The organism is Bacillus sp. ISL-35 (genome assembly GCF_018613355.1).
Classification (GTDB): Bacteria; Bacillota; Bacilli; order Bacillales; family Cytobacillaceae; genus Mesobacillus.
Map to the genome: position 1 here is coordinate 97,431 of NZ_JAGGQK010000009.1, position 22,020 is coordinate 119,450.

Here is a 22,020-nt window from a genome sequence, read left to right on the forward strand (position 1 = left end):
TGCGAGAGCAGTTGAAGTATATCGAGGCAGGAATCGGAAACAGATGGGTGGTGCGAACGGAAATTGAAATGGAGAATGGTAATGAATATGAAGTACAAGGAATCCAGGGACCCATTTATTTTCATTCAGCATATATAAGATTCTGGCTCTGGAAGACAGTGATCATATTGGATTCTAGGGAAGGCTTTAAAAAGGTACATAAGAATGATAAGAACTTCAAACTCCTTTTAGGAATCGTATGCAGGTAATAGGCTTGTTTAAAAGAGAAGGAGTAATTTTCAGATATGGACATCTGAAGATTAAAGGGTCATAACTTATAAAAAGTATATACAGCAATAAATATTTACGTACTGGCCCTAATTCATATCCAAGAGGAAATTCGGTATTAACGGGCAAAAAGTAGCTAAAGGAGAATACATGAGTAATCCTGTAAACTATAAGATTTGGACGATGTGTATGATTCAAAACGGAGATAAAGTGTTACTTCTTGACCGTCAGCATGATGATTTCAAAGGTTATCTCCCACCTGGAGGAAAAGTTGAATTTCCAGAAAGCATAGTTGAAAGTGCAATTAGAGAAGTGAAAGAGGAAACAGGACTGGAGGTTAGCAATTTAATCTATAAGGGTCTTTATGAATATGTTAATCCTGCCAACAGGGACCGGTATATGATTTTCAATTATATAACCAGTGATTTCAAAGGGGAGTTCCTTGAGGATGGTCCTGAAGGAAAAGCTGTTTGGGTAAGCATTGAAGACGCTGACCATTTGCCCATGCAGGAATCAGTTAGAAGAAGGTTTCCGTTGTTTTTTCAGGAAGGAACATTCGAAATCCAGGTAGTATGGAATCATGCTGAGAATAAAGAGGGCAGGGTTTTTATTAATAAAACATAAAATTTTAGGGGAGTTCTTGATGTCAGTGGCTAAAAATGAAACGGTATCTCTTCAGCTTTATAATAATGAATTTAAAAGTTGCTTATTGAATTACACATTGCTTGATGAGCAGAGAAGATTCACTGCTCTTCCTGCAGAAGCTTTGGAAAAGTGTGAGGAAGAGCCAGACCGGCATCCTGTTGTCATTCTTTATGAAGAGCAGCCGGCGGGATTTTTTGTGCTTCATGGTAAGGAGGGAGTGAAGACTTACAGTGAAAACCAGAACGCAATGCTGTTGAGGGCTTATTCAATCAATCTTCCTTACCAGGGAAAAGGAATTGCTTCAGAGTCAATCAAATTATTGAAGCAATTTGCAAAAGAACACTTTCCTTTAGTGAATGAAATAATATTGGCTGTTAATCACTCGAATATTATGGCACAAAATGTTTACAAGAAGGGCGGCTTCATCGACCAAGGTAAAAGAGCCATGGGAAGAGAAGGAGAAATGTTTATTTACCATTTGCAGTTAGAGGAATTTTAGTCTTTTTAATGAGCAATGATCTATCAAGCGGGTATGAAGGGAGGAATGGACTATGCCTGAAATCAAGCAGTGTTCGGAAATAAAACTCTCGTAGGCATCCGGGTGTTGTGTCCTGGTAATGAATATATAAATGAAATTTCGAAAGCATCAAAGCAATTGAGTGAGCGAGTACATGAAATAAAGAATGTAAAGGATCCATCTTTGCAGCAGGGGATTTTGTAGTCGACAATCGTTCAGATGAGGAGGATGGTTATTGGGTTTGTGTAGAAGTATCTGATTACGAGGACATTCCTGGAAATATGGTGAACCTGACGATTCCAGCACAAAGATATGCGGTCATACGGTACAAGGGATCTAATGAAAAAATTAGAGATACATATAGTGAGCTTTCAATGGATTAAAGGATACGGTTATCGCAGATCGATGGACCAATGGCATTTGGAAGTGTTTCATGACTGGTCGAATCCTGAGGAAATCTAAGTTGAACTGATGGATACGATCGCATAATTGGAATAATTTGAATCTTTTTCCTTCCAAGTTCGTAAAGATATATAAACTTTAAGTGAAAAGTTGGGGGAGGATGAGCCATGGTAGAAGAACCAATGGGAATGGATTTTATGTTTACATTTGGCCCTGTTTTTATGGGGGCTATCTTTATATTAGTGTTTGGCATTATTATTTTTACGATTATAAAAGGTATAGGCACCTGGAGTAAAAATAACCAATCTCCACGTCTGAATTCGTTCGCTAAAGTAGTGACAAAAAGAACGAGCGTGCGTGGCGGTGGAGAAACTAGAGCGCATAATGTTTATTATGTGACCTTTGAATTTGATAGTGGGGACCGCCTCGAACTTCAGGTTGATGGCCAGGAATATGGCCAGTTGGTTGAAGGTGATGATGGTGAGCTGACTTTTCAAGGAACGCGTTATCTAGGTTTTACAAGACATCATCGATAATTGAAAATCGCTTAAAAGACCAAATCCACTTTATTCGGTCTTTTAAGCGATTTTAATCCACTGAAATTTTACCTTTATTGATGATACGAATTATTGAAATGATCCCTCGGCATAATAGCATTTTTATGGCTAAGCTGATAAATGAGTGCTGCCAATTCCACCCCTTCCTCCAGGTGATTAAATCCGTCTTCGTAGCTGCAAACGTTTCGATCAAAACCTGGGGAATGATAAAAGGAAATAGTTTAAGGACTATTCCTGCGGGCTTGCTGTTAAGAGTCCATTGATTATAATAAAGCAGCATTAATGGATAATGCACATAGTCAAAAGGCAAGTGAATCTTGAAGCTTTTTTTGAAAGGCCTTATTTTGTATTTTAAATAACCTCTTGAAACAAGATAGCGGTCTGCCCAAGAGTTGCCAATAATGCTGACAAGGTAAACGATGATCCAATCCTTGAATGATCGTTTGACAATCGCAAAGGGTAAGAAGAACACACCAATTATCGTTAAAATATATAGAAATGCAGCAGAATATTTCTTTTGTCTTTTGCGCAAAAGTACCACCTCTTCATTAAAATGTAACATTGAGGGGAATTTATGTATTCAATAAAAACTAATCTATAGGGAATAATGCTTACTAAAAGGTAAAAGAGAAGGTGAGACCTTGCCGCGGAAAGCAGCAGAGAATCCTGAGGTACAAGAAGCTGAAGGTCAGGAAAAAGAAACCCAACAAGCCAAAGAAAGCAATGAAATTGAAAGATTAAATCAAATGTTGGCAGCCGTACTTAACTATATTTCCGATGATGAAGTCGAGGTCATTGATATCGAATATTTGCTCAACAACACGGAGGGTCTGCGAGTATGGTGGGATCAATACCGTGAAAGAAACAGGAAAGAGATCGAAGAGGAAATATCACATGCACTTGGCGGCCTCTCGATTGAGGAGTTAGAGGAACTAAGGGAGAAAATCAAGGGAAAAGAGAAAGAATGAAGGATTTTTCATATGGTCGGACTGCTTTTGTCTGTAATTGTTTTTAACATAATTGCATTCAAATTGAATAAAAGACTAAACGCTTACCCAGATGGTTCAGATTTGGACATTTACCATTGCCTTTCAATTGCTTTTTGACTTATTCTTTGAGCTCAAATATCAAAGCTATTGGTTTTTCGATCAGGGTGTAGATTGGCTTGGCCTTATTCCAAGGACAATTCTAATCCCACCTGTAAATATCATTTTTTGAATCTATATCCAGGTGGTAAAGGTTCATTAAAAAGAAATCATCTTTTTCATCCTAATATTTGTCTGCCTTCTTTTATTGTATGAACTGGCTACAAGGTCTCCTAAGCCCTGGGGTTATTTTCACTATGGTTCGTGGAAAATCTGGTATTCAGCTATATTGGATTCAGTCTTATTATATTGTTTGCTTGGATTTTATAAATGGATACAATGGCTGGAAAAACAGGATAGAGCAATCATCGCTTAAAGCACTCTTTTCGAGAGTGCTTTTTTTTAGCAAAATGAAAATGGAAAATTCAAACAAATAAGGAGGGGATATCTGTCGAATAGAGAATCTTTATAACAGAGGTGACGCGTATGAAAAACCAATTAATAAGAGTCGGGACAATTTATATACCGGTAATGGAACCAGCGAAATCATCAGATTGGTATAAGGACATGCTGGGAGCCAGGTTAAATTATCTGGATGAAGACAAAGCAATCATGGATTTGGCTGATATCAGTCTGTTTTTAGTGAAGTCTCCGGGAGAAAGCTCAAATTTTAAGGATGTAAATGGAGCAGAAAGGTTCATTCTTACTTTTGAAGTTGATGGTGAAGAAACTCTTGAAGCTATGCATGCTGATTTTATTGAACGAGGAATGAGTGTCGGTGAGATTGAAAACCGCGGACATGCTGGCCGCAATTTTGTTTTTTATGATCTCGATGGAAATAAATTCGATGTATGGAGTGAGCTAAGCAAAGAGTATAAAAAGAGGATGGAAGAGGAATCAATATGAAGTTTGTTTTGATATTTGGCCCGCAGGCGGTAGGTAAAATGACAGTGGGGCATGAACTGGAAAAAATAACAGATTTAAAACTTTTTCATAATCATATGACGATTGAGTTGGTAAATCCCTTTTTTGACTATGGGACAAAGGAAGGGAAACGGCTCGTTGGCCTGTTTAGAGAAGAGCTCTTTAAAGCTATGGCAAAAAGTGATCAAAGCGGAATGATTTTTACGTATGTCTGGGCCTTCGATATAAAGGAAGACTGGGAGTATGTCGAGAAAGTTTGCCAATTATTCGAGTCAGAAGGCGGCTCGGTGTATTTGGTTGAGCTTGAGGCAGACCTGGAAGAGAGGCTCGTACGAAACAGAAGTGCGTACCGGCTGGAGGAAAAACCTTCCAAGCGGAACATAGAACGCTCCGAAAACGATTTGCTGAAATCAAAGGATCAGTATCGCTTAAATTCCTATGAAGGTGAAATTCAGCGAGCTAACTATATTCGGATTAAAAATACGAATTTAACTGCAGCCGAGGTTGCAAGGAGAGTAAGAGACCATTTTGAATTGTGATAAAAGGGGGAAGAATGTTGGAGTCTATTAAACTATTAGAAATGGAAATACAAGAAAAAGAGAAAGAATTGATCCGTATAAAACAGGAGCTGGCCGTTTTGCGCAAGCAGCATCCTTCTTTCGCAGTAACCAATTATGAGTTGACCGACACAGAAGGCAATAAGGTACTTTTAAGTGAGCTTTTTGGCGATAAAAATGAACTGATTGTTATACATAATATGGGTAAATCCTGTTCCTACTGTACTTTATGGGCGGATGGATTCAGTGGATTTACAGCACACCTTGAGAACAGGGCGGCATTTGTTTTAACAAGTCCGGATGATTACCAAACATTATCGTTTTTTTCCAAGGAACGAGACTGGAAATTCAAAAGCGTTTCGACAAAGGGAACAACGTTTAAAGACGATCTCGGATTTAAAAATGCCGAGGGCTTATGGCCAGGAGTTTCCATATTATTGAAAGAAGAGGATGGAGCAATTAAGCATTACTCAAAAGCATTTTTCGGCCCTGGTGATGATTACTGCAGCATATGGTCCCTCTTCGAATTATTGCCGGAGGGAAGCATAAACTGGGGACCGAAACATGATTATGAATGATAGAAAGTTATTTGCAGATATTCTTGGGGAGAAAATGATGGTCGATAAACTCCCAGAACAAGGCTGCACATCAAAAGTCTATAAGATTGTTACACAAGACGGCATTTACATCATGAAAAGTGCGACTAAGGAAAAATATCGAGAGTGGTTAAAATCAGAGGCGGAAGTGCTTCAAACTTTATCCTGTGACGATTCCATTCCTGTCCCGAAGTATTATGGTTTCATCGAGGAAGAAGATGCAAGCCATCTATTGATGTCTTTTGAGGACGGGATCACCTTGACTGCCGCAATAAGAAATGCCGGAACAATAAAGGAAAAACAAAGGCTGGTCAGGAGTTTTGGTCAGTTTATCAACAGGCTTCACAAGCAGGAAGCCTGTTTAAAATCAGAAACAGACTGGCTCGAAACCCAGTTGGCCAGGGCTAGAGTATATGCTGAGTCAGGACAGGCTGATGGCAGCTTAACATTATTGGAACAGTTGGAAAGGGATCAACCGAAGAAGGTAAAACAAACAATCATCCACGGAGATTGTACTACGGATAATGTATTGGTGGTGGATGGAAAAGTTCGTTTGTTTATTGATGTTGCTGGTATGACGCTTGGGGACCCTCGTTATGATGAATCTCTGGCGATTCGGAAATTCAGGGATAAGCCGGAATTACTGGCTTCTTTTTACGAAGGATATACCAGATACCTAGTATCAGATGAAGAGTACCGTTACTTTGAAAAAGGTTTATATGAATTTTTTTAGGAGGGTTAAAAATGTGCCAGGTGGTGAACAGGGAATTTAAAGTTATTGGAATGAAACAGAATGGGCCATTTGAAAGTTATGCACAGCTGGTACCCCAGGCGGCGCAGCAATTTTTACAGCAGATGCCGAATTATGAGGGGACCGAAGTGACAGTATATGAGCCAAAGTCAAGTGACAGTCATGTTGAAGGGACATTTTATGTAGGAATCCTTGTGGAGGAAAAGCCTGTATCCTTGCCGGAGGGAATTGAATTTTTGGAAATTCAGCATACTTACGGAATGATCTCCGGGAAGGGGAACGAAATGGGGAAATTGTATTCAACACTTGATGAGTGGATTTATGGACAGGGATATCAAAAGGAACTGGATGGAAACTACATAATTGAAACCTATCATCCTATTGAGAATGATATAGAAATGGTGGAAATCTATATTCCTATTAACTCCTAATGTGATAAAATATTGAAGATTTGACGTCTTAAGGTAATGGAGGGTTTTTATGGAGTACAGAGGCGCATCGGCTTATGAGGAAGAGGAATTTTTCAAGAATTACATGAAGCGCAGAACACGGCCAGAAAGTCCAAACAATAGTATAGAAAAACCAATCTTACTCGAGTTGATTGGGAATGTAAAAGGTAAAAAGATATTCGACCTGGGTTGCGGCGATGCGGAGATTGGTGCTGAGCTCCTGCAAGAAGATGCCAGTGCATATGTCGGCTTGGAAGGCTCGGAAAATATGGCCCGTGTTGGAGTGGAACATTTGAAAGGCACAACTGGCCAGATTTTGTACTCATCAATGGAGGAATGGCGACCACAGGCAGAGGAGTATGATTTAGTCATTTCCCGTTTTGCACTCCATTATTTAGAAGATTTAGGCAGTGTTTTTACAAAGGTTCATGACTCGCTGACGCCCGGCGGAAGGTTCGTATTCAGCGTTCAACACCCGGTACTCACTTCATCTTCGAAAAGTGCTGAAGGCAGCGGCAGAAGAACTGACTGGGTTGTGGATGATTATTTCAACCAGGGAGAACGCGCTGAACCTTGGATCGGGAAAAAGGTAATCAAATACCATCGAACAGTCGAAGAGTACTTCAAGCTCTTATTGGAAACCGGTTTTATGGTAGAGGATTTGAGAGAAGGGACTCCAAAAGCTGAAAACTTCTCTACCATGGAAGAATACGAGCGGAGGATGAGGATTCCCTTGGTATTGATGTTCGCTTGCAGGAAGCTTGGGTGATTGGCATGGAATTCCGACCAGCAGAAATAGAGGATATCAGTGAAATCCTGTCTGTTTTAAATGCAGCATCGCTTGCCCTGCATCAAAAAGGTGTGAATCAGTGGGATTATCCATGGGATGAAAACCAGCTGCTGGAACAGATTGAATTCTTGTATGTGGCATCAGTTGGCGGGAAGATTATCGGGACATTTGGCATTAAAGATGTGAGACAATGGCATGTTGATGGAGAAGTAAAATACTTATACCAGATAGCCATACACCCTGAATATCAAGGAAAGGGATACGGTGTGGCTATAGTATCCTGGGCATGTCAAAAAGCACGCGGTTTTTCGGATGGACTGTATCTGGATTGCTGGGCAGGAAATGAAAAATTAAAAAGCTTTTACAGTGCGAATGGCTTTGAATATGTCGGCGATTTTCCTGAGGAGGACTATTACATCAGCATTTTTAAAAGCAGGGAGGGATAGGATGGAAGCCATTTTTAAAGATATCGTCCATATAATGCAGCATGATTACGCTGGGTGGAAAGACAAGCAGGGGTGGCATCGGCCAGAGTATTTTCTTAAAAAGATTAAGGAATATGACTTTACCAGTGTTGTAAAAGAGTATTTGCAAGATTTCAATGATAAGCATATTTATTTTGAGGATCATAAACTTGAGAAGGAAGTCCCGCAGGCCAGAGGGTTTAAGGTAAGAAGGTATGAGGACAAGCTTTATGTCACCGAGGTGGGAGCTGAGAAGCGGCTTGTAAAAGGCACGACTTTTACTTCGATTGGTGGATGGTCGATACCTGTGCTAAGGGAGCGGCATGCGAGTCTATTGAGTGAGAGCCATGCCGAACGGGAAAACTGGAGGCCGGTTCTTGCGCTATATGAGTATGGTGAAACGGATTCCGGGAAAGAAGTTCGGTTTCGTTTTTATCCAAAAGGTGACTATCAGCCAGTCTATTCTGTAGAGAAGTTGAATGATTGGACACTGTTGTTGACGATGACGGACTTTGCGGATCCGGATTCGATTATACGGATGATCGATGAACATAAACACCTCCTTGAGTCTACGGAAAATTGGATCATAGATGTCAGAGTGAATTATGGCGGAGGTGACGCAAGCTATTTTAACCTTTTGCCCTATTTGATGCCAGAAGAAGGAGTGGAACTGTTAGATCCAGAAGAAAAAATGCTGTTCAATTGTACCGAGGCCAACTCAAATAGGCAGCTTGCCATGGTAGAGGAGCAGATGAAAGGCGTACGGGATGAACAGACATTGGCTTTCTTGAGGGCGTGGCAGAGAGAATGGGAAAGAAATAGCGGGAAAGGCTTTGTGGAATTCGATTTTGGTGAATTTATTCCTGATACTTTTGTTAAAGGAAAGTCCCTGCCTAAATCCATTATTGTGATGACGGATGTTTTTTGTGGTAGTGCCGGTGATTCGTTTGTAGAAACTTGCAAGAAGTCCGGCAAAGTTACCGTTATTGGACGACCAACGGCAGGACTTAATGATTACGCGAACCTGGCCATCAAGAGGTGGGAAGAGGGTTATGAATTATGGTATCCGACCTCGCGTTTGTCCAAGGTCGATCTTGGCCGCGGTATGACAGGAGTGGGGATTGAACCACATATTTATATACCTTGGTCGCCCCTCCATTTGGAAGAAGACGTGGACCTTGATGCAGCACTAAAGCTGGTATCCTCTAACTTAACTAGATATTAATAGAATTTACGGTAAAAAGTTTACAAAATAGCCGAATTTGTATTATTTCATCTTTACAATACTGTGCTAAAGTATAGATGTAAGGGATCCCAAAATATAAGGAGTGTTGGCGATGGTTTACAAAGTCATCATTAATTTCTTATTGGTATGTGCCCACTTCTATCTGCTTTAACAAATGTTAAAAAAGTCTTAACAAATCCAGGCAACGAATTTTATATCTCTCTATTAATATAAATACTAGGCAGGATAGCAAGTGTGGCTATCGAGGCAATCAGCGAAGGCGGGGCTGGTTGTTTTTTTGTTGTGGTACCAATTACTAGCTAATGTGGAGTAATTCGAGAAAAGCGTCCAATAGAGTGTTCTATCGGACAAACGGAAGCCATTGCAGGGGGAGAATGTCCGATAGAAGCGCTCTAACGGACAAACTGGAGCAGAAGCTGAAGAAAAGTGTCCGATAGAAGCGCTCTAACGGACAAACTGGAGCCTAAGCTAAGGAAAAGTGTCCGATATAAGGACTCTATTGGACAAAAAGGAGCAGAAGCCGAGGGGAAGTGTCCGATAGAAGGTCTCTATCGGACAAAAAGGAGCAGAAGCGGAGGGGAAGTGTCCGATAGAAGGTCTCTATCGGACAAACAGAAGCAGGAGCCGAGGGAAAGTGTCCGATAGAAGGGCTCTATCGGACAAACAGAAGCTGGAACCAAAGAAAAGTATCCGATAGAATGGATTAATCGGACAGTGGATAGAAATATAACGCTAACCATAGCATTCACCTTTGATTAGTTCAGTTTACTATTTATAAATAGTCCATTTTCTGGTCCCCTCCATCGCCATGTACTTCGAAAGAATTCTTCTGATTCTTTTACTGTTCTCAATAACCATACACCACTGCTGAACCGAAGATGTGGTAATAGCACGATTTGGAAAAAGTAATTTATACTCTTCTACTGTCCTTATCACTGCTGTTTCTAACAACTCTCTCCCCCCACAATCATCACACTCCAGAAACTTATGAGAAGCTGTGACCGAAAACGACTCACATTCCAAACAAGTAATTCCTTCCTTAAGTTCATCATAGTTAAAGGAAGGTAGTTTATTGGATGGGCTTTCAGTTTGATGAAGGGAGACTAGTTTATTTGCGAGCTTGTAATGGTTGGTGGATACTTTTCCCAGTTGGTTATTGAGATGAGTAATGAGTCGTTTGATTTGGGTGGGAAAAATGAATGGGAGGTCTGGTTGTGCCTGGTACAGTGTGAACTCGGGGTTAACGAAAACGACCGAACCTTGAAGCTTAAAGTTGTAGCCAAGTTGATTCAATAGCTTCTTAAAAAGCAGCTTAGTGCGATTAAGTTGATCTAGGGGATTCTTTATGGATGCTCCGGTAGTAAGTGAGGTGAGTCCTTCTTGTTTGTACAGGTAATCTCCATGGTTATTTTTTATTTCAAAAATGTACAAGGTATCAGCGAATAAAATTAAAGTATCTATCTGAAAGGTTGCTTTTTCTACTTCGAGCAGCAATTCGTTTAAGATTAAACAACTGCTTGTCAGTGTCTCTGTCATGGCATCGAATTGCAATTCGCCTTGATATCCTTTGTCCAGGTTTGATAGGTACCTTTTTTCCTCATCCGATAACACCAGTCTTTTGTTTAACACCTTCAATTTCGATAAAGTAATTGGTTCTACGCGCTCTTTGAAAGCCACAATCATCTTCCTTCCTTCAATTAGTCAAGATAATCATACTATTTTACCAGCCTAAAATTATTGAATTATTTGTGAACTGTTCTAGCCTGATTGAATACAATGATAAGACCACTTGATTCAAGTCAGGAGGAGTCGAGATGTCATTGAAGGTTTATGCGATTTTGCTGAAAGCCCTTGGCCTTGCTGTTTTCCTTGTACCGATGTTCTTGAAGGGGATGGGATATATTGCGACCATTTTACCTTCAGTTATGTTTAGTTTAATTGCCATTGGAGTCGTTCTGTTGATTGTAGGAAATGTATGTGAGGCAAAAGCGATGCGGTCTGGCGCTTATGGCAGGCGGAGAAGAAGAATAAAGTGAGAAACGAGTTTCAGATTCTGAAACTCGTTATTTTTTTAGAGAAAGCAAGAACCAAACCAGCAGGTAGATGTATCCCGCGATGGTGAAAATGGCCCATAGTGCTCCATGTTTGAATTCCCTCGCTAAAAATTCGAATTCATTCATATCAAGGGGCCTGCCAATGCTGTTCATCAGGCTGACCATTGGTACTGAAATGATGAGCAAAATCGCAATCATCGCAAGTGCAACCTGTTTTTTCCTGATAACCCTATAAATGGCCCTCACGAAAATAGTCATTAACAACAAATAGTAGATGATCCAGAACCCAATCTCTGTCATGTAAATCCCTCCCTCAAGAATTCTATCATTTTTTCTTGTTATATTGTGGTAAAATTGGTTGAGAGGTGAGCGATTTGGTTGTTATCAATATTTGGTTGATGATCATTTTAGCGGTGGCGTTTCTCGCGGCAGTTGGAGCCTGGCTGAATACAAGGCTGATTCTAAAAGAATTTGCTGTCATCAAAGCACATATGGGAATAAAAGAGGATAGAACACCGTCAGTTTTTGACAACGATCTCGACAAAGACTAATTGACAGGGTGAAAGACAGTGACGAAAATACATATGATTGGCGGCCCGGGAAGCGGGAAAACATACATATCAGCAAAACTTTCAAAAATGCTTGGGGTTCCCAGACATGATTTGGACAGCATTTTTTGGGATCAAGATTCTGAGTATTTGGGTTCCCAAGCTCCTTCGGCAAAAAGGATCGAAAAGCTGAAAAAGGTTTTATCTGAGGATAAGTGGATCATCGAAGGAGTGTACTATAGCTGGCTTGAAGATAGCTTCAGGCATGCTGACTATATTTTTGTGTTCAAGACGAATGTGTTCGTTCGTGACTGGAGAATTGTGAAAAGGTTTATTTTAAGAAAAGCAAAGCTGGCACCTTCTCCACGAAAAGAGAATCTGAAGACGCTGATCGAGTTGCTGAAATGGAACCACCAATATGATGGCAACAATCTCGTAGAGGCCATCAAGCTGATGAAGCCTTACAAAGACAAAGTCATCATACTAACAAAGAGTGATGATGTATTGAAGCTTTTCATCAAGCGAAAAAAGAAACCGTCCGGGGGAGCAGCATAAATAAAAGCGAAAAAAACTGCCTTAACACTAAGGCAGTTTTAAAAAAGACTTTCAAATGGAGCCGTGCTGATTTGTTTTTCAGCAAGACGCTTTCGTAAAAATTTATGGTCACGCTTTGGTGTGGCCAGGATATAGCCACGGATGACAAGCTCCTGCGTGATCTTGTCCGCATTTTCCCTAAGCGCGAGCTCACCAATTTTACCGGCAATCTTATGCCTTGCCACATCCCTGAACAATTCAGGAACCGGGCTCACCAAATCTTCGAGCAATTCCTTCTGGTCATCAGGCCACAGATGACGCGTCTGATTGACATAATGCTCTTCCCAGTCCATATCCGATTTGCCGTCGTCCTTAGGCAGCTTTTTCAAAAACTTTCGGAACATAAAATAGCCGCCAATCGCGAATAAACCAACCAATACAACGACCCAGAATAAAATAAACCATAAAAACCAACCTTCAAGCTGATACATAACCCTTCACCCACGCATTTCTAATATCTTTTCTTATTATAGTATCAGCGGTCAAGGGAAGACAAGTCTTGTGACAATTTGAGTAACTCTCTTGTAAAATCAGCAGCTTGTAAGTATAATAGACCTTGTTCTTCAAATGGGGCTGAATGGGGTACTGGTGTCCCCCACGGTCTTCAAAACCGCTTGTGACCTGCGTGCCAGGTCAGCTGGGTTCGATTCCCAGGCGGTCCCGCCAAACATACATAATCAACCGCACGGCGATTTCGCTAGTGCGGTTTTTGTTTTTAATTAGGGTCATATGCCTCTAGTTTTTTAGGTGAATTGTTTATTTACGCCCTCTATTCTTAGAATTCAACTCTTGTCTATTACCTTTCAGTCCTAACGCTAATAGTTTATAAGTAAGGACTTCATTCAAAATACTGAGGTCCTGAAAATTTTATGAAAGGAAGGTATGAAAGTGGACAAAATATCATCAGCTTACAATTCTAATTTTAAGAGAAGCGAACAACCAGTTACGATTCAACAGGCTTGTACTGGAGGCGAAACTGTACTTGTGATTCAGGATAATGTTCCCTGGTGTGGAGCTTCAAATGCTGAGGGGGCAGTTATGGCAGAGTTAATTGCGCAGGGGATTTCGTATTGTATAATCAACTCCAGTCAAATAGGAACAACAGATCTTTCCCAATTCAGGGACATCATCATTCCATCTGATCAAAGTCAAACATTCTATAACAATCTTTTTCCTAACGGTAACATTCATCCTGATATTGAAGATTACATTCGGCAGGGTGGAATTCTATCGGCCAATTTAGCTGATCTTGGCTGGGATTTTGGGTCCTGGGAGGCGTATTCCTTTGTTGGTGGGCTTACACACGTTTCAACGGAGACAGCGATAATAACATTGCCGATCCGAATCATCCAATTATTACGGGAGACCTTACTTGTAACAGTGGGAACTGTGGCCAGATTTTAGATAGTGACTTAGATGGTTGGAGTTATTCCTCTCATGGCTATTTCACCAATCTACCTGCAGAAACAGATGTGATTATTGTAGATAGTGAAGATAGACCAGTAATGATTGAGTATCCTTATGGAAATGGAGTGGTCATTGCAAGTCTAACTACAACTGAATTTCGATATGATGGCTGTCCTCAAAGAACGGAAAGGAAACTTCTAGCTAATGAAATAGCCTATCAAGTTAATTTCTGTGATACTTGTGAATGTACTGAGAGAGACATACCTTTCACAGCTACTATCGAGACAGGTGTTCCTTTTCCAGTGGTAGATGTAGGCACTCCGGTGTTTAACGGTAACTTGACTGATAATGTGGAATGTACCACGGATACTTGTCTGCAAACTGTAACCTTTACAGTTTGTGATACGACATTGGAGTGTTGCATCACAGTAGGAACCATTAATTTTAGCGGTACTGCTGATCTTCTAATTACTGTTCCTGCAACCCTAGAAACCGATTGTGGTATGCAAGAAGTGGGATTGAATGGAGCAGTCACTGTTCCAATCGACCAAACCTGCTTTACCTGTGAGGATGAACAAGTTTGCCCTGACACTATTTGCAGATTGCTAGAAACTGTGCAAGACACGTTTACAGCTACAATTATTAGTGATACTCAAATTCAGGTATCTGGTACTGTTCGGTTTAATTGTCCTTAACATTTACCCCATAAGAGTCAACTAGTAACCGCTCAGAATGCTGTGCGGTTTTTTGTGTGAAGGATAGCTGATTCAAGGTTACTTGGAAAGGTAAAACCCCTCTTTCTATCTGGAAGCAATTAGTACGTCCCTTGACTTTTTTAGAGTATAATAGAGAGAATTAATCAAATATTTCTAATGTTTATTTTACTTTTAGAAAGGGGTACAGTAATGCAATTTTTCTTTGATCACCTTGTTTGGTTCTTTAAGAAACCTGAGAAAGCAATTTCTCCCTTAAACCAAAGAGGACTTCATGTTGTGCAGGGTGGCCGTCATGAAACTTGGGGAACATATAATACCCTAACGTATTTTGGCTTAAGTTATATTGAATTTTTAGGAATTGAAAATCTATCGATCGCTGAAAAGCATGATGAAAATCGATTGATTACGCAAATTGTTGAACAGTTAGCAAAAGAAAATCGGGAAGGTCCTGCGACAGTAGCGATCCGAACAAATCAAATAGAAGAACTAGCAATAAAACTTAAGGCAGAAGGACTTACAGTATATGGGCCGCTAACTGGGGAGAGAGTTCGTGCTGATGGTCAAGTAATCAGGTGGTCATTGTTATTTCCTGAGTACGCGGAGAACAAGGTTCCTTTACCGTTTTTTATTCAATGGGAAAAATCAGATGATGAAAGGTTTGCGGAATTAGAGGAACTAAGAGTCATAGGGTCACACATAGTTGGCCATCCAAAGTTGGAAAGTGTTGGATTTGTCGTAAATGATCTGGATAAAACACCAGAAATTTGGAGGGAATTGTTCGGCCTTAAACAAGGTGAGGAGTATATTGATACGGAACTCAATGCCCTTTGCAGAATTTTAGAATTGGACAAAACTAATTTATTATTTATTACACCAATTGGAGATGGTCCGGCTGCTAAGGTATTGAAAGAAAAAGGGGAGACTCCTTTTTTAGTGAACCTAACCGATACGAATCAAAGTCAATTTTTTGAACTGTTGGATGGTTATTGGAGGTTCCGGTAAAAAATAAAATCATTTAAATTACACGTTGAAATTGAATAAGACCTTTTTATCAAAATATCCAATACGATTTACCTTAACGTATTTATATGAATTTTTTCTAGTTGGGGCACTGCCGATAAAAGCGAAAAACGTACTAAATCTAATTTTGGAAATGTAAAGCCGCTCTTTTCCCTAAGCTAAGGAAGAACCGGCTTTTGTTTGTTTAATGAATCGATTCACGTCGTTTACGGAAAGTTTTTTGGTAGATCTATTTAAATGTGTGAAGAATAGTTGAGTCAGTGAGTACCTTGAGAATGTAAAGTGCCTGTTTCTTTTTTGAAGCAAAAGGAAAGTCCCTGCGCTTCTCTTTAGATGAGTTCTTAAGGACAACGGTATAACATATATTTCGAATAACGAAATTTTTTTCTGGTTTTGAAAGGAGATTGTCTCGCTTTGTCGAAATAGTTACTTTATTGCTTACTACATAAGGAGGATTTTTTCATGCAGTTTAACGATTATCCATATACAAGGCCAAATCTTGAAGAGGTGGAGGGGAACTTTAATCAATTGCTAGAGAGGTTCCAGTCTGCTGAGTCCTTTGAGGTTCAGGACGGAGTAATGAAAGAGATCAATGAGTTACGGTCTGGATTTGAAAGCATGAGGCAGATTGTTCAAATTCGTCAGACGATTGACACCACCGATGAGTTTTATAAGAAAGAAAAGGATTTTTTCAATGAAGTAGGACCAGCCTACAAAGGTCTAATCACAAAATATTACGAGGCACTTACAGGTTCTAATTTCCGCTCTCAGTTAGAAGAAAAATGGGGTAAGCAGTTATTCTTACTAGCTGACAGTCAATTAAAGACATTCTCTCCTGATGTGTTGAAAGACATGCAGGAAGAAAACAAACTGGTTAGTGAGTATGTTGATTTACTTGCTTCAGCTAAAATCCCGTTTGATGGAGAAGTAAAAAATCTTGCTCAGTTAGTTCCTTATCAACAGTCACCTGACCGTGACATTAGGAAGGAATCAAATGAAGCGAAGTACAGCTTTTTCGTTAAACATGCAGATCAATTAGATGATTTATACGACAAGCTTGTAAAGGTACGCACTAGTATTGCAAAGAAGCTAGGATTCTCTTCTTTTACAGAGTTAGCTTATGCTCGACTTTCTCGTACAGATTATGATGCTGAAATGGCAGCAAAGTTTCGTGACCAAGTGAAAGAGTACATAGTTCCTTTAGCTACAAAACTAAAACAAAGGCAGCAGGAACGGATTGGTGTTGATACATTAAAATATTACGATGACAGCTTCAGCTTTAGGACAGGAAACCCTGATCCTAAAGGAGATGCGGAGTGGATTGTACATCAAGCGAAGAAAATGTACGAGGAAATGTCTCCTGAAACGAATGAGTTTTACACTTATATGGTAGAAAACAACCTGATGGACCTATTAAGTAAAGCAGGTAAGGCTGGCGGGGGGTACTGCACCTATATTAGCAAACATAAGTCACCATACATATTCGCAAACTTTAATGGAACAAAAGGTGATGTTCGTGTATTAAAACATGAAGTGGGACATGCGTTCCAAGTATTTGAAAGTCGTAGGTTTGAAGTACCTGAGTACGCGTTCCCTACACTAGAAGCATGTGAGATCCACTCGATGAGCATGGAATTCTTTGCTTGGCCTTGGATGGATCTTTTCTTCGAGGAAGATACAGATAAGTACAAGTTCTCTCACTTAAGTGAAGCGGTCCTGTTTATTCCTTATGGTGTAGCAGTCGATGAATTCCAGCATTTTGTGTATGCTAACCCGGAAGCAACTCCAACTGAGCGCAAGCGAGCTTGGAGAGAAATCGAGAAGAAGTACTTGCCACATCGTGATTATGAAGGGAATGACTTCTTGGAAAACGGTGGTTTCTGGCAGCAGCAGGGACACATTTACAAGGTTCCTTTCTACTATATTGATTACACACTTGCTCAAATTTGTGCGTTGCAATTCTGGAAACGCACGCAGGAAAATACAGAGGATGCCTGGAAGGATTACCTGCACCTATGTAAGCAAGGCGGAAGCCAATCATTCACACAGCTTGTAAAAGAAGCGAATTTAATTTCTCCATTTGAAGATGGTTGTGTAAAATCTGTGATTGATGAGATTGAAGCTTATTTGGATACAGTTGATGATAAGGCTCTTTAAAAAGAAAGTAGAGCAGTAACGTCTTAAGTATTTAAATAAGGGGATTGGCCTATTTTTTGTTGGGCCAATCTCCTTTTTTTTGCTTTCTTCAAAACCAACCAATGTTTTATCCACCCTTGTGAAACAACCGCCTGATTTTGATTTTAAACATTTATAAAGACCTGCCTACTTTTAATTACAGGCGCTATTGCCTACTATATTCCTTAATCATTTCTTTCATTTTAAAATGATGATAGGCTGTCATGGTAATCATTACAGCGCTAAAAACGCTCGATAAGATGGTACTGCCTAATAGTGCCTTTATAATGGGTTTATTGAACATGATAATCCCCCTTTTTTGCTTATTTTTGTTTATTACCTCAAAAATATAAGTGGAAGTTTTTTGCAAATGGCTGCTTCTAATAGTCGTTACCAGGCTTTTCAATTATATGGAGTATGCTAACCCAGATTGTATGCTTGTCTGAACTGAAACTTTTTATCCAAAGACAAGGGTATTTGAAATGTGGAGCCAATACCTTTGAATCACCATACCTTCCCCGAATATCCAGCTAAACTGGTCAGTGCACATCTAACAGAACATGTAACCTCCATTGCTTATGTTTCGGATTTTCCCTCATATCAAAGGAGGATTTTTGTATTCAACCTTTACTTCATCTAACTTTTCATTTTTGCAGTAAAAATATTAAAAAAAGTTTTTGCTACATATATAGATAAAAGGTAAATTAAGTATAAAAGGGGATGGCTGAGTTGAAAATTAGAGAAATGGAATATGGAGAAATAGAGACTGTTAGGAATCTAAGGTTGGAAAGTTATCAAGAGTATGAACAATTTGTTTCAAAAGAGCATTGGGCAGTATTAAAAAATACACTAATTTCCGATAATGATCTAAAAAATAATGCGAAAATATACATAGCCGAACTGGACGGTCAAATTGCTGGTAGTGTCGTTTTGTTTCCAGCATCCATTAAAGCTTACGAATGGAACGAAAATATTCAAGATTATCCTGAAGTGCGTATGCTTTCTGTAAAACCTATGATTCGCAGCAAAGGGATTGGCGGAGCACTAGTCGAACATTGTATAAAGGTTTCAAAAGAAGAAAATAATTCACATATCGGCCTACATACAGCTTCTTTTATGACAAAAGCAATTTCGCTGTACGAAAGCAAGGGATTTGAACGCTTGCCTGAACTTGATTTAGAACCAATGAATGATGGAATTATTGTAAAAGCCTTTATCATGGATTTAAAAAGGGACTCTAAATGAGTTCTTTTTTTCTGCAACCTGACCAAGTAATTTTGTTCTTGCTTTCTCAAAAAACAAGGACGAAATTGATTGTTGAATACAAACTGAGATAAAAGTTTATACAATGAGATAACAAAGAAAAAAGAAGGGGAGACCTTTAAAAGGACTCCCCGACTATAATGAAATATAGTTTCCAATACTTCAGTGATTAATTTTCATCTCCTAAAAACTTCTCCAAAACATCTTTATTTCGATCAAAATCAACCTCCAGCACTTCTCCAACCCCATCATAACGTTCATTCTCGAAACTGCCGTCTTCGGGTATGCGGATGGTTTGTATTTCTCCGGTTTCGTTAGTCAGGATGTCTTTTCCGATGGTCAGGAGTGTGGATGTTTCAAGATCGGTATCGACATATGAACCTAATAGATCTAACAGTTCGGGGAGCTTGGCCACGCTGTTAAGGGTTATGGCTTCGTCTTTTAATTTTGAGACTACTTCCTGCTGTCTTTGGACTCGTCCGAAGTCGCTTAACCGATCCTGTCGGAACCGGACATATCCTAATAATTCTTCTCCATGCAGCTGTTGTGTTCCTTGTTCGAGGGTCATTCCGATTCCATCAGACATTTCATATGGTATGTCTACTTGGATTCCGTTGGGGACGAGGAGGTCGACTGCTTTTACGAAGCCTTTAAAATCGACGACCGCATAATGATGGATGTCCAGACCCAAATTCATTTTAATCGTTTCCCTGAGTAATTCGGGGCCTCCGAATGAGTAGGCCGCATTTAATTTCTGCTGTCCGTGTCCAGGGATGTTCACATACATATCCCTCATAAGCGAGATTAGTTTTACCTTATGCGTTTGTGGGTTGTAATGGGCAACCATGATGGAATCTGTCCGCGCTGCTTTTTCTCCCCGAGAGTCACTGCCTAGTAATAGAACATTCACTTCCTCTTGGGTATTCTTCTCTCCTTGAAACGATTCTGCTTCGGCCTTTTTAAATGGTTGATTGAATGCTTGATAAGTTCCTTCTATGTACTGATATATGGTAAAAAGACCAACAGTAAAGATCGCAAGGATCAGCAGGGCGCCAATCACTCGTCCCCACCGGATTTTTCTGCATCTTTTTTTCGTCACTTTAACACCACCCGGGTTGAACTTTCTCTTTTTACCAGAAGTGCCATTATCCCATAAAAAGATTTCAGTTAGTGAAAGATTAGGTTACAGTTGTTTGAAATTCTGTTAACAATTTTGATGGTGAAAAGGATTAATGCTGCAACGTAATAAAGAAATTTTGAAAAATCTATTGAATTTAGAAAATTCTTTTACTATAATACATAGTAATTCCTTATTACGATACTCAATTAACGAAAGAAATACTAAAACAAATATCTATATCATACAAAAGTACTAAAAAAGATAAAATAAAAACAAACTATTACCGAAAGGAGGATAAGTTTTGAAATACGAAATAGATGAAATGGACAGGGGAATTATCAAACACTTAGCTAATGATGGAAGAATGTCTTTTTCTGAAATAGCCGCCAATCTTAATGTCACAGAAAAGACAGTCAGGCTCCGGTACAAAAACCTAAAGGACAACGGAATCCTTAATGTGGTAGGAGTCGTTAACCCTGTAGCGATTGGGATCAAAGCAGGAGCAATTATACTTTTAAAGGTTCAGCCGCAAAAGATCCAGGAAGCAATCAATTCCTTAAAGGAGTTCAGAGAAATACGCTATATTACCTTGACGTCTGGACCGTACCCGCTATTGGTACAAATCGCAGTGCCAACTCAGGATGATATAAACGAAATCCTTCTTAAAATAAACGAGCTTCCTTCTATCCTGGAAATGAACAGCATTATCCAACTGGATGTTTACAAAAATTCTTATGAATACTACTAAGGGGGGCAAGAACAATGCTTGATTTGTTAAAAACACTGACAGGTCTCTCGGGACCATGCGGATATGAACATTCCGTATCCTATTTTTTAAAAGAGTACCTTGAGGAACGGACTGATGAGGTCAGCATTGACCCAATTGGAAATGTCATCGCCAGGAAAAAAGGGGACAAGCCTGGGCCGACAGTTATTTTAACAGCGCATATTGATGAAGTTGGTTTCATGGTTAAAAAGATCGAGGAAAACGGGCTGTTGAGATTTGAAAAACTCGGCGGGAATGATGACCGGACCCTTCTGGCACAACCGGTAACGGTAATGGGGAGCCAGGGATTGTTACCTGGGTTGATCGGGACAATGTCTGCGCATTATGTGAAGTTTGACGACCCTTCAAAACTTAGAAAACATCAGCAGCTTTATATTGATATTGGTGCTTCTTCAAGGCAGGAAGTACTCGAAATGGGAGTCGAGATCGGAACGCCGGTCACATGGGGAAGCGAATTCGTTGTCTTTGGACCTGAGTCAGCACCAAGAGTAAGAGCGAAATCGTTGGATGACAGAGCAGGGGTTGCCGTTCTGCTGCAGGCACTGGAAGAAATCAAGACAGAAAGCTTTGCTGGTGAGTTGGTATTCCTCTTCGCGGTACAGGAAGAAGTAGGGCTTAGGGGAGCAAAGACAGCTTCCGAACATATTACAGCAGATGCAGCGATTGCGGTCGATACGACAGCTGTCAGCGATACCCCGGAAGAGACAATGGATCAAAGCTTAGGCCTTGGAAGAGGTACAGGAATCAAGGTGATGGACTTCAGTCTGATCGTACATAAAACAATGAAAGAGACACTCGTGAATCTGGCAAAAGAACAAAACATTCCTTACCAGCTTGAAGTTTTCCCTGGGATCGGGACAGACGGCGGAGCAGTCAATTATGCCAACAAAGGGATTCCAACAGGTGTCCTTTCCGTTCCTTCTCGTTACGCCCATTCACCTGTTGAAGTGGTGGATATGGGAGATCTTGAGGCAACAAAAGACTTGTTAAAGGCCTTTGTTTTGAATCTATCAGAAGAGCAGAGTTTTGAATTTTAATAGAAATATAGCATTCATTTAACTTAAGTTATCGAAAAATTTGAAAATG

The 22,020-nt window shown here is 39.9% G+C and carries 29 protein-coding genes and 1 tRNA gene; 25 read left to right on the plus strand and 5 right to left on the minus strand.

Annotation, left to right across the window (positions count from 1 at the left end):
- The first annotated feature begins 11 nt into the window (after positions 1 to 11).
- From J7E38_RS14375 to J7E38_RS14395, 5 genes are all read left to right on the plus strand, one after another.
- Positions 12 to 248, plus strand: a complete 237-nt coding sequence (locus J7E38_RS14375) for a DUF3977 family protein (RefSeq protein WP_215038649.1) — start codon at positions 12 to 14, stop codon at positions 246 to 248.
- A 169-nt stretch (positions 249 to 417) separates the two neighbouring features.
- Complete coding sequence (locus J7E38_RS14380; RefSeq protein ID WP_214707106.1) at positions 418 to 891, plus strand: 8-oxo-dGTP diphosphatase; 474 nt, start codon at positions 418 to 420, stop codon at positions 889 to 891.
- A 19-nt stretch (positions 892 to 910) separates the two neighbouring features.
- Positions 911 to 1,411, plus strand: a complete 501-nt coding sequence (locus tag J7E38_RS14385) for a GNAT family N-acetyltransferase (RefSeq protein WP_214707107.1) — start codon at positions 911 to 913, stop codon at positions 1,409 to 1,411.
- Between the two features lie 287 nt (positions 1,412 to 1,698).
- Entirely contained in the window at positions 1,699 to 1,812 is a 114-nt protein-coding gene (locus tag J7E38_RS23935; protein WP_353049954.1) for a GyrI-like domain-containing protein, read from the plus strand.
- Between the two features lie 186 nt (positions 1,813 to 1,998).
- Positions 1,999 to 2,367 carry a DUF2500 domain-containing protein gene (locus tag J7E38_RS14395; RefSeq protein ID WP_214707108.1) on the plus strand — a complete coding sequence of 123 codons (369 nt, stop codon included), beginning with the start codon at positions 1,999 to 2,001 and terminating at the stop codon, positions 2,365 to 2,367.
- A 52-nt stretch (positions 2,368 to 2,419) separates the two neighbouring features.
- Here the strand turns inward: J7E38_RS14395 and J7E38_RS14400 are convergent, their stop codons facing one another.
- A complete protein-coding gene (locus tag J7E38_RS14400; protein ID WP_214707109.1) occupies positions 2,420 to 2,920 on the minus strand; it encodes a CBO0543 family protein in 501 nt (166 codons plus the stop codon).
- 109 nt (positions 2,921 to 3,029) lie between these two features.
- On the opposite strand from J7E38_RS14400, the gene J7E38_RS14405 reads away from it, so the two are divergent.
- The 9 genes from J7E38_RS14405 (at position 3,030) to J7E38_RS14445 (ending at position 9,229) form a co-directional block, all read left to right on the plus strand.
- Positions 3,030 to 3,356: a hypothetical protein gene (locus J7E38_RS14405; protein WP_214707110.1), complete on the plus strand. Its 327-nt coding sequence runs from the start codon at positions 3,030 to 3,032 to the stop codon at positions 3,354 to 3,356.
- Positions 3,357 to 3,959: 603 nt separating this feature from the next.
- Positions 3,960 to 4,379: a VOC family protein gene (locus J7E38_RS14410; protein ID WP_214707111.1), complete on the plus strand. Its 420-nt coding sequence runs from the start codon at positions 3,960 to 3,962 to the stop codon at positions 4,377 to 4,379.
- On the plus strand, positions 4,376 to 4,936 hold the full coding sequence (locus tag J7E38_RS14415) for a DEAD/DEAH box helicase family protein (protein WP_214707113.1): 561 nt from the start codon (positions 4,376 to 4,378) through the stop codon (positions 4,934 to 4,936). Before J7E38_RS14410 ends, J7E38_RS14415 begins: the two co-directional genes overlap by 4 nt.
- A gap of 17 nt (positions 4,937 to 4,953) precedes the next feature.
- Complete coding sequence (locus J7E38_RS14420; protein ID WP_215038630.1) at positions 4,954 to 5,532, plus strand: DUF899 family protein; 579 nt, start codon at positions 4,954 to 4,956, stop codon at positions 5,530 to 5,532.
- Entirely contained in the window at positions 5,519 to 6,283 is a 765-nt protein-coding gene (locus J7E38_RS14425) for an aminoglycoside phosphotransferase family protein (protein WP_214707117.1), read from the plus strand. Before J7E38_RS14420 ends, J7E38_RS14425 begins: the two co-directional genes overlap by 14 nt.
- Positions 6,284 to 6,294: 11 nt before the next feature.
- Positions 6,295 to 6,732 carry a GyrI-like domain-containing protein gene (locus J7E38_RS14430; protein ID WP_214707119.1) on the plus strand — a complete coding sequence of 146 codons (438 nt, stop codon included), beginning with the start codon at positions 6,295 to 6,297 and terminating at the stop codon, positions 6,730 to 6,732.
- Positions 6,733 to 6,781: 49 nt separating this feature from the next.
- Entirely contained in the window at positions 6,782 to 7,519 is a 738-nt protein-coding gene (locus J7E38_RS14435; RefSeq protein ID WP_214707120.1) for a class I SAM-dependent methyltransferase, read from the plus strand.
- 5 nt (positions 7,520 to 7,524) lie between these two features.
- A complete protein-coding gene (locus J7E38_RS14440; protein ID WP_214707121.1) occupies positions 7,525 to 7,986 on the plus strand; it encodes a GNAT family N-acetyltransferase in 462 nt (153 codons plus the stop codon).
- A 1-nt stretch (position 7,987) separates the two neighbouring features.
- Positions 7,988 to 9,229 carry a S41 family peptidase gene (locus J7E38_RS14445; protein ID WP_214707122.1) on the plus strand — a complete coding sequence of 414 codons (1,242 nt, stop codon included), beginning with the start codon at positions 7,988 to 7,990 and terminating at the stop codon, positions 9,227 to 9,229.
- 789 nt (positions 9,230 to 10,018) lie between these two features.
- Here J7E38_RS14445 and J7E38_RS14450 read toward each other — a convergent pair.
- Positions 10,019 to 10,927 (minus strand): nuclease-related domain-containing protein, encoded by a 909-nt coding sequence (locus J7E38_RS14450; RefSeq protein ID WP_214707123.1) that lies wholly within the window; start codon positions 10,925 to 10,927, stop codon positions 10,019 to 10,021.
- 137 nt (positions 10,928 to 11,064) lie between these two features.
- Here J7E38_RS14450 and J7E38_RS14455 point away from each other — a divergent pair, with 137 nt between their 5' ends.
- Positions 11,065 to 11,286: a hypothetical protein gene (locus J7E38_RS14455; RefSeq protein ID WP_214707124.1), complete on the plus strand. Its 222-nt coding sequence runs from the start codon at positions 11,065 to 11,067 to the stop codon at positions 11,284 to 11,286.
- 27 nt (positions 11,287 to 11,313) lie between these two features.
- On the opposite strand, the gene J7E38_RS14460 is transcribed toward J7E38_RS14455, so the two are convergent.
- On the minus strand, positions 11,314 to 11,604 hold the full coding sequence (locus J7E38_RS14460; protein WP_214707126.1) for a hypothetical protein: 291 nt from the start codon (positions 11,602 to 11,604) through the stop codon (positions 11,314 to 11,316).
- Positions 11,605 to 11,678: 74 nt separating this feature from the next.
- Between J7E38_RS14460 and J7E38_RS14465 the strand changes: the two genes are divergently transcribed.
- Entirely contained in the window at positions 11,679 to 11,855 is a 177-nt protein-coding gene (locus J7E38_RS14465) for a hypothetical protein (RefSeq protein WP_214707127.1), read from the plus strand.
- An 18-nt stretch (positions 11,856 to 11,873) separates the two neighbouring features.
- Positions 11,874 to 12,407, plus strand: a complete 534-nt coding sequence (locus J7E38_RS14470) for a P-loop NTPase family protein (RefSeq protein WP_214707128.1) — start codon at positions 11,874 to 11,876, stop codon at positions 12,405 to 12,407.
- Between the two features lie 38 nt (positions 12,408 to 12,445).
- Here the strand turns inward: J7E38_RS14470 and J7E38_RS14475 are convergent, their stop codons facing one another.
- Entirely contained in the window at positions 12,446 to 12,877 is a 432-nt protein-coding gene (locus J7E38_RS14475) for a DUF2621 domain-containing protein (RefSeq protein WP_214707129.1), read from the minus strand.
- Between the two features lie 138 nt (positions 12,878 to 13,015).
- On the opposite strand from J7E38_RS14475, the gene J7E38_RS14480 reads away from it, so the two are divergent.
- From J7E38_RS14480 to J7E38_RS14505, 6 genes are all read left to right on the plus strand, one after another.
- Positions 13,016 to 13,112, plus strand: a tRNA-Sec gene (locus J7E38_RS14480).
- Positions 13,113 to 13,334: 222 nt separating this feature from the next.
- Positions 13,335 to 13,850, plus strand: coding sequence for a hypothetical protein (locus J7E38_RS14485; protein ID WP_214707130.1), 516 nt, complete (start codon positions 13,335 to 13,337; stop codon positions 13,848 to 13,850).
- Between the two features lie 68 nt (positions 13,851 to 13,918).
- Positions 13,919 to 14,548, plus strand: coding sequence for a hypothetical protein (locus J7E38_RS14490; RefSeq protein ID WP_214707131.1), 630 nt, complete (start codon positions 13,919 to 13,921; stop codon positions 14,546 to 14,548).
- A 210-nt stretch (positions 14,549 to 14,758) separates the two neighbouring features.
- Positions 14,759 to 15,571: a VOC family protein gene (locus J7E38_RS14495; protein ID WP_214707132.1), complete on the plus strand. Its 813-nt coding sequence runs from the start codon at positions 14,759 to 14,761 to the stop codon at positions 15,569 to 15,571.
- A gap of 480 nt (positions 15,572 to 16,051) precedes the next feature.
- On the plus strand, positions 16,052 to 17,746 hold the full coding sequence (locus J7E38_RS14500) for a M3 family oligoendopeptidase (RefSeq protein ID WP_214707133.1): 1,695 nt from the start codon (positions 16,052 to 16,054) through the stop codon (positions 17,744 to 17,746).
- 747 nt (positions 17,747 to 18,493) lie between these two features.
- The gene (locus J7E38_RS14505; RefSeq protein WP_214707135.1) at positions 18,494 to 19,009 is read left to right on the plus strand and encodes a GNAT family N-acetyltransferase; all 516 of its coding nucleotides are present in this window, start codon (positions 18,494 to 18,496) and stop codon (positions 19,007 to 19,009) included.
- A 187-nt stretch (positions 19,010 to 19,196) separates the two neighbouring features.
- Here the strand turns inward: J7E38_RS14505 and J7E38_RS14510 are convergent, their stop codons facing one another.
- Entirely contained in the window at positions 19,197 to 20,126 is a 930-nt protein-coding gene (locus J7E38_RS14510) for an LCP family protein (RefSeq protein WP_214707137.1), read from the minus strand.
- Between the two features lie 322 nt (positions 20,127 to 20,448).
- Here J7E38_RS14510 and J7E38_RS14515 point away from each other — a divergent pair, with 322 nt between their 5' ends.
- Both J7E38_RS14515 and J7E38_RS14520 read left to right on the plus strand, forming a co-directional pair.
- Positions 20,449 to 20,895 (plus strand): Lrp/AsnC family transcriptional regulator, encoded by a 447-nt coding sequence (locus J7E38_RS14515; protein WP_214707139.1) that lies wholly within the window; start codon positions 20,449 to 20,451, stop codon positions 20,893 to 20,895.
- 14 nt (positions 20,896 to 20,909) lie between these two features.
- On the plus strand, positions 20,910 to 21,971 hold the full coding sequence (locus J7E38_RS14520) for a M42 family metallopeptidase (protein WP_214707141.1): 1,062 nt from the start codon (positions 20,910 to 20,912) through the stop codon (positions 21,969 to 21,971).
- Positions 21,972 to 22,020: the final 49 nt, after the last annotated feature.